The following is a 12,140-nucleotide window of genomic DNA, read 5'->3' as shown; positions in this document are numbered from 1 at the left end:
ATAAAAAAAGCACAGCGGCTCCGCTTATGCTTGTTTGTATTTCAATAATGCTGTTTCATCTGGTTGGTTGGTGATTTTTAATAACACTTTCCGGCATTGCGGCAGAGCCACTTGGATTATTTGACCTGAACATACTACGATTAGTAATGTACCAATCCCAATTGGACCCCCGAGCAAAAATCCGATGAAGGCGACAATCGCTTCGATAGCTGTTCGAACTGCACGTAGACTCCACCCTAGCTTATCTACAAACAGTAACATTAAACTATCTCGAGGACCTGCGCCCAAATTTGGTGAAACGTAAACACCTACGCCATACCCCGCCACGATCACGCCGAGTACAAAATATATGATTTGTTCAGTGTACGAATGTGCATCCGGCAAAATCCAGTTGAAAAAGTCAATGAACAGACCGATCACCATCATATTCAGCCATGTCCCGCCTCTTGGCCACTGTCGCATGGCAATGGAAGTAACCGTTACAATGAGAAAGCCTGTAATAATACTCCACGATCCAATGGTCAGTCCTAACTTTTCGAACAAACCGACGTGAAGCACATCCCACGGGCTAATCCCAAGATCTTTCCCTTTAATTGTTAATGAAATGCCAAGCGACATAATCATCATTCCACCTACGAAGAAAATCCATCGCCAAGCTAATAAATTACGCATTTGCATTCTTCTTTCTTTCTAATGTTGTATGATCTATTGTAACAGAAAGTAGTGCGATTGTTTCGTCAATTTTTGATAAGATCTGCAAATTCTGCTTTCGTTATATATGCCAGATCTTTCGGCGCGACTTTCATCTGCAAGCCTATTTTACCTGCGCTCACTAGTAAATATTCAAGAACCTCTGCCTGTCGATCAATAAACGTCGGAAAGTCTTTTTTCATGCCGACCGGTGAACAGCCACCACGGACATAGCCCGTTTCTTTCGTCAGCTCTTTCATGGGTAGCATCTCAATTTTTTTGCATTGAGCAGCTTTGGCAGCCTTTTTCAAGTCTAGCTCTGCAGTTACAGGCAGGATGAAGACGAATCGCTCTGTTTTACCCGCCATAGCAACGAGTGTTTTATAAACATGTTCGGGAGATTCATTTGTTTTATGCGCGACGGATTGACCGTCATTATGCCCATCTTCTATATCATAGCTCCGCATCTCATGGGGGATTTTTTCGCTTTCTAGTATGCGAATAGCGTTTGTTTTTATAGACTTCTGTTTCTTCGCCATCCGTCCACTCCCCTCCTTTCTTTATGAATATTCATTTATTGTACAACAAAAAGCCCATTTCTTTAATAGAAACGGGCTGAACATAACGATAGTTGGAATGAACGATTTTACACACTGACGTTCATTTGCGGAAAATCTATTTGATACTGATTGTTTCTCGCCTCGTTCTGAACAGCGTAAGCGTTGAATGCTTCTTTATAGTGGGTTTGTATACGGTTTCCGTCTGTTGGTGTTAGACTCACACTGGATGACATAAGTTCACGGATTGCTTTAGCGCGATTATGTAGTGCCAGTTGGAGTTCAGCTTCCGTAATTTTAGCTGATGCTTTACTGCCTAATTGATAGTCCGCAGTAGTGGGCTCTGCTATGGAATAGGCCTCTCGTCGAACGTCTTTCCACAGATCTATCGTTTCTTCTAAGTTATTGCCCAGTGGAATGGCGATGTTGCGCACTTGTCCTGCATCGAGCTTTTGAAAATCCACTTTAGGCTGTGCGGCTTCTTTATGCGGTACTTCTCCACGCAATAAAGCCTCTAAATCCGCTTTAGTTTTTTGACTTTGTTCTAGAAATTCCGTCTGGCGGCCGTACGTTGATTCAGCATTTCTCCTTCGAATAGTTTCTACTCGCTGAAGCTGTTCGGCTGCGCTTGCGAATCCCATAACTGCATTCATCATACCCACCTCCATTGGATATTTTCTATACTATTTATTTTACGTAAAGCTTGGTAGCTAACCAATCCTTCTAAAGATCGTTTTGTTTAGCATCTTATATAACATCTTACCTAGTTTCTTTGTTTTTCATTCCAATTCCGTTCATATACGTGTACTATTACTACCCTATTTCTATATGTTTCAAACGTTTTAAAAAAACAAGCAGGAAGAGCTATCCCTCCATGCTTGTTTTATTCATTACTCTATCATTTTATCGATCTTCGGAGGGGCTTCACCAGGAATTTCTGGCTTTGCAAAAGGTGGATCTTCTAAAAATTTCGTTTCAACGATTTCTTTTTTTATCGCCATTTTGCCGTTCTTCTCTTCCAAACGGTCAATCGTCCGCTCAATTGTTTTATTTAACGTAGACAGTGCAACGATTGTATCGCCTGTTTGTGCTTGAAGTTCTTTCTCTGCTGTATAGAATTCCATTTCGCCATTCGCGCGTATGATATATAGCAATACCGATTTGTCATCGCGTTCACGTAAATATTGTGTATAACTGTACTGTTTTGTGAGCAGCGTTTTGCGGAATACATATCCTGCACTCACACGTTCATCTAACTCATGGATCGATACATTCGGTGTGAATAAAATTTGACCTGTTGACAAATTAAACTGCTGACCTTTCCCTCGCTTATGCGTCGACGTTTGGAACAGTAAATCCCGTCCTAAGTCCGGTGTAAAGTCTGCACACACATGAGAGTTGTAAGAATCCATTTTAGTCATCGCTGCTATATAACGGTAAGGAGTTAAATCTAGATGATACCCTGTATGCTCCGATAAAATATCCCCCATATACGTAGGAATTCCGAGCTTCCGTGCGTTCGACAGACCACCCCATGAATCATCCATAATTAATACTTTATGGCCTGCTTCAGTAATCGATTTAGCCAACTCTGCTACGAAGCGAGAACTCCCAATGAGTACAACACCCGATTCTTTTGGTGTCGCTAAATTTAATTTTTTTGCCAACCAGCCAATAGAGAATCCGTGCACGACTACAGTAGAAAATACGAGCGCAAACGTTAAAGCTGTCAGCAGTTCCGCATCTTTATAGCCCGTTTCCAATAAAATCGTCGCAAAGTATCCCGATACCGTCAAAGCTACGATTCCACGTGGAGCGATCCAGCCGATTAACGTCTTCTCTTTTACCGTCAAATCTGTTCCAATGGTGGAAACCCAAATAGACAATGGACGGACGATAAACAACATCGCCAGGACATACATCATAATTTTCGGGTTGACTATTTCAATCAATATATGCGGATCCAAAGAAGCCGTCAACATGACAAATATTCCAGAAATTAATAAGACCGAAATATTCTCTTTGAAGTGTCGGATATCTTGCAATGTAGTCAACGACATATTCGCCATCGTCATCCCCATCGCTGTCACAGCCAGTAAACCGGTCTCGTGCATAATTTCATCGGATAACACGAAGACGAACAATACAGAACCGAATAATATCGGTGCTTTCAAATATTCAGGGATTTTTCCTTTTTCAAAGGCATTGCCCAAAATTCGGCTCGTTCCCCATCCGAGTAAAACCGAGAATAAGGAGGCGCCGATGAACAGTGTCATCGCCTTCGCTGTTACTTCGTCATTAATAAATTTTATTACTTCAAATGCAAATACAGCGAGCAACGCGCCAAATGGATCGACAACGATTCCTTCCCACTTTAAAATAGCCGCCGCCCGGGGTTTCAATCGAGCTTGTCGCAATAACGGCAAAATAACCGTTGGACCGGTTACGATGAACAAACCTCCAATAATAAAGGCGACTTCCAATGAAAGTCCGGCAATAAAATGTGCTGCCAAGGAGCCCGCAATCCACGCAATGAACGCACCGATCGTCACAATTCGCGCTACCGGCCGGCCAAACCCTTTAATTTCTTTAAAATCAAGGTTCAAACTTCCTTCAAATAAAATAATAGCTACCGCAAATGTAATGATGGGTCCGTACAACTCCCCCATCGACTGCTGTGGATTAATCAAGCCGAAAATCGGACCGACTAATAAACCAGCAATGGCCATCACAACAATTGCAGGCATCCTCGTACGCCATGCCACCCATTGTGACCCTACCCCAATTAAGACAACTAACATCAAATCCATCACTAATGAATCAAACATGCGATCCCCTCCTTCCGCCGTGTACACTCGAATCTTCTATACTCGCTTCTCATTGTAATAAACTATTCCTCTTTTTCATAGGGTAAGAGGAACGAAGCAAGTACAGAAAGGGTGGTTCCAATCGAACAACAAGTCCAAAAAAAAATTATCATGTATCTTTCTATAACTGACAGCAAAGGAAATTATCCTTTACGACGCGCACTGCAACTAGCTCATTCATTGACAACAGAAGCAGAAATCATTTTTTTCCATAATTCCGAAACAGTTGCACCGACTGCCGATTTCACGTGCTACGAAATAGACGGCCCCTCTTCTCTTATCCAACTAGTTACACGTCTGCAGCCCGACGTATTACTTCGGGATACCGGCTCTACGCACAAAGAGGAAATGTCTAAGTTAACGGAACTTATACCTAGCATTTTACATTTTGATGATTTTGGAGATGGCGGCCGACAAGCAGACTGGGTCATTCAAACGTTGTATGCCGAAACACATGACCCCCTTCCCGATCATTACATCGCAGGTTTTGAGACGTTTATAGTGGATCCTGCATTGCAACCGTATCGCCGGGCAGGAATTCAGGATAAGCCATTCTCCCATACCCCACATCTCGTCATTTCGTTTGGCGATGAAGATCCGGGCAACTTAACATTTCGTGCACTGAGACATGTAAAGCAGTTGCAAATCCCTTTAACTGTTTCGGTGATTGTCGGTTCAAATTACGCGCATGATAAGAGCGAGCTCCAGCTGATGGCATTGAGTCGTAGAAATACAAAAATTTTGCATGCGCCCGACAATCGCTTAGCTCTTTTTGCAGAAGCAGATATGGTGTTATGCGATGCTGCTTATACACCTTATGAAATAGCGACGATCGGAGTTCCTTGTATAGTACTTGCCCAAAATGAATTCGAATCAAACTTAGGATTTCCTACTGAAAGGAACGGGTTCATTCATCTCGGTCTGGGACGTAAAGTTACACAGTCGAATTTATTGAATGCCATTATGGAGCCGCTGTTGCATGAAGCGAGGAAAGATCGCGCGGTGCGGCGTCAGTTGAAGTTACCGATGGGTGACGGCGGGGACAAGGTGTTGGAAGTCATTCGTTATTTGCTTGAATTTCCAAAACGTCAACCGGCAGGATATGTTACACTAAAAGAAAATCGCAGATAGGGGTTTTCTTGAATGAACAAGGATCAGTTGGAGCAGGAAATCTTGGAATTGAAGATGGATTATATTAATTTGCAGGGTGATATGGAGAAGTTGGAGTCTACGGGGCATCATAAGATGATTGAAAATGCTGAGCGTCGTTTGGCTAGGATGGAAGAGCGTTTGGCTGAGTTGAATAAGCAGCTGGCGGCTATGACTGAGTGATCTATGAAGCAACCTTCGTCTACGGACAGAGGTTGCTTTTTTCATGAGTCGAATTTGTGAAGGTAGGGGGTGTTGGGTCGTGACGCGACACTTTTTTCGGTTCTGGAGTTGGTGAGGGTTCTGCTTTCTGTAGCCGCTTCGGCGCGTGGGGGATGGCCTTTCGCTATGAGCCAGCTAGCTTAGCTGCTAGTTGTCTCATAGCTTCGGCTGACCCCGCAGTTGCTTCTTCGCTGGTAAGTACAGTGTTGGTTTCTTTACTTTGTGAAAGTAGTTTGTGTTTGAACGTGACACGATTTTGTTTCGGGTTCTAGATTTAGTGAGGGTTCTGCTTTCTGTAGCCGTTTCGGCGCGTGGGGGATTACCTTTCACTATGAGCCAGCTAGCTTAGACGCTAGTTGGCTCATAGCTTCGGCTGACCCCGCAGTTGCTTCTTCGCTAGTACGGACAGGTTATAAAGTGTGGTGACCATATTAAGTAAAAAGATAGTTATCGACTACAGTGAACTACAATTTATACCTATCCTCACTAAACGAAGGCGCCTCACAAGCGGTAGGCGGAGCGACGAGACGGAAAAGCGATCTTCTTTTCTGGCTCATCGCGGGAGCCATCCGCCAGCGCCGCAGTGAATTCAGTGAACTGATCACCTTCAAAATTCAAAAACGACACTAGGTAGTCTTACACTAGCCCAAATCTTTCACAAACTACAGTGAACTACGATTTATATCTATCCTCACTAAACGAAGGCGCCTCACAAGCGGTAGGCGAAGCAAAGAGACAGAGAGGCGATCTTCCGCTCTGGCTCTTTGCGGGAGCCATCCGCCAGCGCCGCAGTGACTACAATGAACCGATCGCCTTCAACATCAGAAACGACATCAGGTAGTCCTGCACTAGCCCAAATCTTTCACAAACTACAGTGAACTACAATTTAGTAACTATCCTCACTAAACGAAGGCGCCTCACAAGCGGTAGGCGAAGCAAAGAGACAGAGAGGCGATCTTCCGCTCTGGCTCTTTGCGGGAGCCATCCGCCAGCGCCGCAGTGACTACAATGAACCGATCGCCTTCAACATCAGAAACGACACTAGGTAGTCTTACACTAGCCCAAATCTTTCACAAACTACAGTGAACTACGATTTATACCTATCCTCACTAAACGAAGGCGCCTCACAAGCGGTAGGCGAAGTAAAGAGACAGAGAGGCGATCTTCCGCTCTGGCTCTTTACGGGAGCCATCCGCCAGCGCCGCAGTGACTACAATGAACCGATCACCTTCAACATTCTTCCACGAAAAAAGCCCACATTCAGTGAGCTTAGGCCATGACATATTCTTGTGTTGCTTCGTCCTGTACAAGTAATTCTTTCAAATACTTCTTCGCCCGGAACAAACGAGATTTCACTGTGCCGATCGACACACTCATCAAACTTGCAATTTCCACCAACGAATACTGATTCACGTAAAAATACTCGATCGTCTTCCGATAAATTCCGTCCAACTCACCAATCTTCTCCTGAACAAGCGACTGAATATCACTTTGTTCAATCAATTCCATAGGAGTTTTTGCATTACTGGGAACCAAATCTAAAATCGGAACGTCTAATGTATCAGGCTGATTCATCACGTATTGACTGTGACGAACGTTTTTACGGTAACGATCGCGGAACGTGTTCATACAAATCGTAGTAAGCCACGCTTTCATACGATTCACTTCACTCATTTCACCACTGTATCGAACAACTTTCACCCAAACGTCTTGCATCAAATCTTCAGCTTCTTCTTTATTTCGAGTCAATTTAAGACATAAATGATATAGATAACGACCATACTCTTCATATAATGCGTTCAAGTCAGAATTCATAATAGGTACCCTCCATTGATAACTGTTACCTTTATTATGCCCGACACGTCTATTACAAACTATCGCTTTCTCTTTCAGTAACCTTACATTTATGTAAGGTTACTTGACATGCTTTATGCTTCGATGGCTTCTGTCTGCTCCTGCTGTTTTGTAATCTTCAAACGCAAAATACGTGTTCTATCCATCTCTTCAATCTCAAATAACAACGAATTATATTTGAACCATTCACCTTCTTCGGGAATGTGCCCTACTTCTTGGAAAACAAATCCGCCAATGGTGTCATGATCAGTCGGTAATTCGATATCCAATAGTTCAATGACGTCTTCGATTTCAAGTCGTCCCTGACAAATTAAAAGATTTTCATCTTTCTCAAAAACCATCGACTCTTCAGCTACGTCTGTTTCATCCTCTATATCTTGACCGATCATTTCTTCAATAATATCCTCTTGCGTTACAATTCCCAATGTTCCGCCATATTCATCTAATACAATAGCCATATGCTTTTTTTGTGCCAGCATGCGCTTAAATACCAACTCCACACTCGCTGTCTGCACAACAAATAACGGCTGACGGTCTATCATTTCCGAAAACTTTTTTTCCGGATGCATCGACCATTCAATTAGCATTTTCGAATAAAAAATACCGACCACTTTGTCTATACTTTCCTCGTATACTGGGTAGCGTGTATAAAAATATTGTAGCACGACATCTCGCACATCTTCATATGTTGAGTCCATCGATAAAGAAATAATGTCCGTACGATGCGTTTCCATTACATCCATCACGTCTTTATCTCTGAAATCCAATACGCCTTTTAACCGAATGGATTCGTCTTGACCGAACGTCCCTTCAGTAGATGCAATATCTACCATTGACCGGACATCTTCTTTAGTCAACGTCGCTTCTGTCACCGCACCTTTTGAAATTAAGCGAACGAAGAAGTTCGTGAACAATGCCAAAATAGCGGTTAACGGAATAAGTAATTTAACAAGCACATTAATTGGTGGAGCCACGATGTAGGCTATCCGATCTGCAAATGTCGCTGCGATCGTTTTTGGTAAAACTTCACCAAATATAATTAAAATGACTGTTAAAATTCCTGTCAATAATCCAATGCTTAACCCTTTATCAATCGCAATCATCGTTACAATTGTCGGCATTAAAATATTTGCGATATTGTTTCCGATTAAAATGGCCGTAATCATTCGATCCGGTTTCGAGATTAATTGGCGTAACTTAATCGATTTCGCGTCTCCTTGATCTGCGCGCAACTGAATTTTCATTCGATTGACGGCGGTTAAGGCTGTTTCACTTCCCGATAAAAAAAAGGACAAGAATAAACAAAGTCCCAGTGCAATAAACAATTGCGTCTCCCCCAGCGTTTCCAATGTATTTTTCATTACATTCACGTTTTCTGATTCAATTAGTATAACACAAATAATAGATAATCCGTTAACTTCAGTTGTCTCCTCAGCACAATATTAACAAAAGGATTCCCTTCTTCATAAGTGTCGAAACCTTATGATATCTAAGATTTCTGCTATACTGTGGAAAAGTAAAATTTCTAAAGAAAGAGGGATTTGTAGATGACTACATTACACGCATTGGATCAATACTTCGAAGAGAATAGAGAACGTCATTTGGATGAGCTGAAAGATTTTTTGGCCATTCCGAGTATCAGTGCACTTTCTGAACATCAGACAGACATGCAAAGAGCGGCGGATTGGTTAGCTACAATGTTTAAGAAAACAGGGCTGGAACATGTGTCTATAGATAAAACGGCGGGTCAACCGGTTGTGTACGCAGACTGGCTTCATGCGGAAAATCAACCGACCATTTTAATTTATGGACATTACGATGTACAACCAGTCGATCCCCTTCATCTATGGGAGACTCCACCGTTCGAAGCTTCCATTCGTGATAATAAATTATATGCGCGAGGAGCCAGCGATGATAAAGGGCAAGTGTTCATGCACATCAAAGCAATTGAAGCGTTAATGAACTTAGACGGCAAACTTCCGGTGAATGTTAAACTGATCATTGAAGGTGAAGAAGAAATCGGTAGCCCGAGTTTGGAAGAGTATATTCTTTCCAATCAAGAAAAACTTGCGGCTGATTTGATTGTCATATCGGATACGGGTATGTACGCACCTGGACAACCGGCGATTTGCTATGGTTTACGTGGTTTGGCAGGGGTACAAATTGATGTAAAAGGTCCAAAAGGTGATCTTCATTCGGGCTTGTATGGTGGCGGGGTACAAAATCCCATTCATGCATTGGTGGAGATTCTAGCTTCATTCCGCGATGAAGAAGGCACGATTGCGGTTGATGGTTTTTATGATGAAGTGAGAGACTTAACAGAAGAAGAGCGTTCGGCTTGGGCAGCTCTTGATTTTGACAAAGAAGCGGTGAAGCAAGAAGTCGGTGTTAAGGAACTCGCGGGAGAGCCTGGCTATACTTACACTGAACGTACGTGGGCTCGACCGACATTAGAGGTCAATGGCGTGTTTGGTGGGTTTTCAGGTGAAGGTATTAAGACTGTGTTGCCGTCAGAAGCAGGCGCCAAAATTACATGTCGCCTAGTCCCAGATCAAAACCCTGATGAGATCGTGGCCAAACTACGCGCACACATCGCCGCACACGAACCTGTCGGCTGCGAAGTGACTGTGACGGAATTTGATAAAGGAAAGCCTTACTTGACGCCGTACGACCATGAAGTGATTCAAGCTGCCGGACGAGCATACGAGCAAGTGTATGGTGTGCCTACTGTCTACACGCGAGGCGGTGGTTCCATTCCTATCGTCGCAGCTTTTGATGAAATTTTACATTTGCCGGTTGTATTGATGGGCTTCGGTTTAGACACTGAAAACTTCCATGCACCAAATGAACATTTTCATTTGGAAAACTTCGATAAAGGCTTGCGTGTAATCGGAAGTTATTATGGAGAAATTGAAAAACTCGGCATGTGAGTGGGAAGAATTTTTTCTATGAGCGGAGCGGTTTGGGCTATGAGCGCGGCGGCTGTTCTATGAGCGCGGTGACCTGTTCTATGAGCGGAGCGGCTTGTTCTATGAGCGGAGCGACCTGTTCTATGAGCGCAGTGACCTGTTCTATGAGCGGAGCGACCTGTTCTATGAGCGCGGTGACCTGTTCTATGAGCGGAGCGACTTGTTCTATGAGCGGAGCGACTTGTTCTATGAGCGGAGCGACTTGTTCTATGAGCGGAGCGACTTGTTCTATGAGCGGAGCGGCTTGTTCTATGAGCGGAGCGACCTGTTCTATGAGCGGAGCGACCTGTTCTATGAGCGGAGCGACACATTCTATGAGCGCATAGTTTCATCCTACAATAACAACCAAAAAAACAGGCTATTCCACATCACGTGGAATAGCCTGTTTTTCATTCTTCTTCGCTTGCTCCGAAATACGTAATGATTTCTTCGTTTGTTTTACGTGGAGCGGCTTTAGGCAATGTATCGAAATAGCCGAATTGCAACATGCTGATGATGCGTTCGCCAGGTTGTACTTCTAAACGTTCGCGGAATTTTGGATTGTCTAGGAAAGGCGGAGTTTTCCAGCATGTGCCTACTCCTCTATCCCATGCGAGTAATTGAATATTTTGGATTAGCATACTGGCCGCTGCGTAATCTTCTAAACGCTCTTTTTGGCGTGCATCTTCAGGTACGATGATGAAAATAGCTGCACTAGCAGATGTGAACTTTTTCATTTGCTTGTCTAGATCTTCATCGGAAAGTTGCTTCCAGTTTGCTACTCCGAATTCCTTCAATACTTCGAGAAGTTGCTCATATTGCTCATCTGCAGCTACGATCATGCGCCAAGGATTGCGGTTTCCGTGGTTTGGCGCCCATACAGCATCTTCTATAATCTCTGGTATGATTTCAGGTTCGATCGGTTGACCATTAAAGTTTTTTATCGAGCGCCGTGTGACGATGGCCTCTCTTACCGATAATGCTTGTTGATTCACACTCAACCTTCTCCTTTGCGTCTGTACTATATTTGGTTCTAAGTATACCCTAACTTGATGGGTAGTTGCTAGAGGTGATACGAAAACACTTCGAACGGCTAGGTTCGCATTAGGAGAAATAGTCGTTTATTTTAAAGAATATATACGTCGCACTAGGTGAATAGGCATAGGAATCCTTGTAATCCCATGTCCTTTGGTACGCATTATAAGTATGGGCATTAACTAAAGGCATGTTGCCGTCTTTTGCTGTAACGATCGTTGTATGATCAAAACGGCCATCTCCTTGAAAATCGTAGGCGATGACATCACCGATTTGTAATTCTTCCGGTGAACCGACTTGTGTGGCTGTCAGTCCTTTTGTCGACGTAGCCAAATACCAACGCAATGAATGAGCGACTGTAAAGCTGAAGCTCCACGTCCCTTTTCGCAACCACCACCCCTTTTCTCGATTAGGAAAGCCATGCATTGGTGCACCGCCCGCTAATAAGCACTGTGAAACATAGTTCGTACAATCATCGTCTACTATAGGAAATGCCGGATTTCTACCATTCCACCACTTATTTGCATAACGTACGGCTGCTTGTCGATCGTACAAAAAAATCCCCCCTTGCCAAACTATATGATGAAACAAGAGGCTGAATTAGTACTTTTCATGAATTATCCGACTGAAGCATGTCACACATTGGTTTTATGAATACAATATAAAGGGTATATTAATATAAAGTTGGCAGTAAAAAGCGGTAACTGCTGTAAGAACTTCAGCAGTTACCGCACGTATTGTTATGGAGCATAGGGGGCTCGAACCCCTGACCTTCGCACTGCCAGCGCGACGCTCTCCCAGCTGAGCTAATGCCCCGT

12 protein-coding genes and 1 tRNA gene are annotated in these 12,140 nt (G+C 43.4%); 4 read left to right on the top strand and 9 right to left on the bottom strand.

All coding sequences use genetic code 11. From position 1 onward, the window contains the following. Window positions 1-24: 24 nt before the first annotated feature. The 4 genes from DV702_RS15815 to DV702_RS15800 all read right to left on the bottom strand — a co-directional run bounded on the left by DV702_RS15815 (window position 25) and on the right by DV702_RS15800 (window position 4,075). The gene (locus tag DV702_RS15815) at window positions 25-672 is read right to left on the bottom strand and encodes a YczE/YyaS/YitT family protein (protein ID WP_114925966.1); all 648 of its coding nucleotides are present in this window, start codon (window positions 670-672) and stop codon (window positions 25-27) included. Between the two features lie 65 nt (window positions 673-737). Then, on the bottom strand, window positions 738-1,229 hold the full coding sequence (gene ybaK / locus DV702_RS15810; protein WP_114925621.1) for a Cys-tRNA(Pro) deacylase: 492 nt from the start codon (window positions 1,227-1,229) through the stop codon (window positions 738-740). A 107-nt stretch (window positions 1,230-1,336) separates the two neighbouring features. Next, the gene (locus tag DV702_RS15805; protein ID WP_162805841.1) at window positions 1,337-1,903 is read right to left on the bottom strand and encodes a hypothetical protein; all 567 of its coding nucleotides are present in this window, start codon (window positions 1,901-1,903) and stop codon (window positions 1,337-1,339) included. A 234-nt stretch (window positions 1,904-2,137) separates the two neighbouring features. Continuing rightward, the gene (locus DV702_RS15800; protein WP_114925619.1) at window positions 2,138-4,075 is read right to left on the bottom strand and encodes a cation:proton antiporter; all 1,938 of its coding nucleotides are present in this window, start codon (window positions 4,073-4,075) and stop codon (window positions 2,138-2,140) included. 111 nt (window positions 4,076-4,186) lie between these two features. Here DV702_RS15800 and DV702_RS15795 point away from each other — a divergent pair, with 111 nt between their 5' ends. Together DV702_RS15795 and DV702_RS15790 are read left to right on the top strand one after the other, a co-directional pair. Continuing rightward, a complete protein-coding gene (locus tag DV702_RS15795; RefSeq protein WP_114925618.1) occupies window positions 4,187-5,245 on the top strand; it encodes a hypothetical protein in 1,059 nt (352 codons plus the stop codon). A gap of 12 nt (window positions 5,246-5,257) precedes the next feature. Next, window positions 5,258-5,446, top strand: coding sequence for an SE1832 family protein (locus tag DV702_RS15790; RefSeq protein ID WP_114925617.1), 189 nt, complete (start codon window positions 5,258-5,260; stop codon window positions 5,444-5,446). 1,308 nt (window positions 5,447-6,754) lie between these two features. On the opposite strand, the gene DV702_RS15785 is transcribed toward DV702_RS15790, so the two are convergent. Beyond that, window positions 6,755-7,300: an RNA polymerase sigma factor gene (locus DV702_RS15785; protein WP_114925616.1), complete on the bottom strand. Its 546-nt coding sequence runs from the start codon at window positions 7,298-7,300 to the stop codon at window positions 6,755-6,757. Between the two features lie 113 nt (window positions 7,301-7,413). Beyond that, window positions 7,414-8,664 carry a hemolysin family protein gene (locus tag DV702_RS15780; RefSeq protein WP_240315646.1) on the bottom strand — a complete coding sequence of 417 codons (1,251 nt, stop codon included), beginning with the start codon at window positions 8,662-8,664 and terminating at the stop codon, window positions 7,414-7,416. A gap of 222 nt (window positions 8,665-8,886) precedes the next feature. Here DV702_RS15780 and DV702_RS15775 point away from each other — a divergent pair, with 222 nt between their 5' ends. After that, window positions 8,887-10,269, top strand: a complete 1,383-nt coding sequence (locus tag DV702_RS15775) for a dipeptidase (RefSeq protein WP_114925614.1) — start codon at window positions 8,887-8,889, stop codon at window positions 10,267-10,269. 59 nt (window positions 10,270-10,328) lie between these two features. Further along, the gene (locus tag DV702_RS16955; protein WP_162805840.1) at window positions 10,329-10,634 is read left to right on the top strand and encodes a hypothetical protein; all 306 of its coding nucleotides are present in this window, start codon (window positions 10,329-10,331) and stop codon (window positions 10,632-10,634) included. Between the two features lie 63 nt (window positions 10,635-10,697). On the opposite strand, the gene DV702_RS15765 is transcribed toward DV702_RS16955, so the two are convergent. The 3 genes from DV702_RS15765 to DV702_RS15755 all read right to left on the bottom strand — a co-directional run bounded on the left by DV702_RS15765 (window position 10,698) and on the right by DV702_RS15755 (window position 12,138). After that, window positions 10,698-11,282: a nitroreductase family protein gene (locus DV702_RS15765; protein WP_114925613.1), complete on the bottom strand. Its 585-nt coding sequence runs from the start codon at window positions 11,280-11,282 to the stop codon at window positions 10,698-10,700. 109 nt (window positions 11,283-11,391) lie between these two features. Further along, on the bottom strand, window positions 11,392-11,877 hold the full coding sequence (locus DV702_RS15760; protein WP_114925612.1) for an amidase domain-containing protein: 486 nt from the start codon (window positions 11,875-11,877) through the stop codon (window positions 11,392-11,394). Window positions 11,878-12,065: 188 nt separating this feature from the next. After that, window positions 12,066-12,138 (bottom strand) — tRNA-Ala (locus tag DV702_RS15755). Window positions 12,139-12,140: the final 2 nt, after the last annotated feature.

The organism is Sporosarcina sp. PTS2304 (genome assembly GCF_003351785.1).
In the GTDB taxonomy this organism is placed as follows: Bacteria; Bacillota; Bacilli; order Bacillales_A; family Planococcaceae; genus Sporosarcina.
The sequence above is the reverse complement of the archived record's forward strand: the minus strand, read 5'-3'. Positions and strand labels throughout refer to the sequence as shown.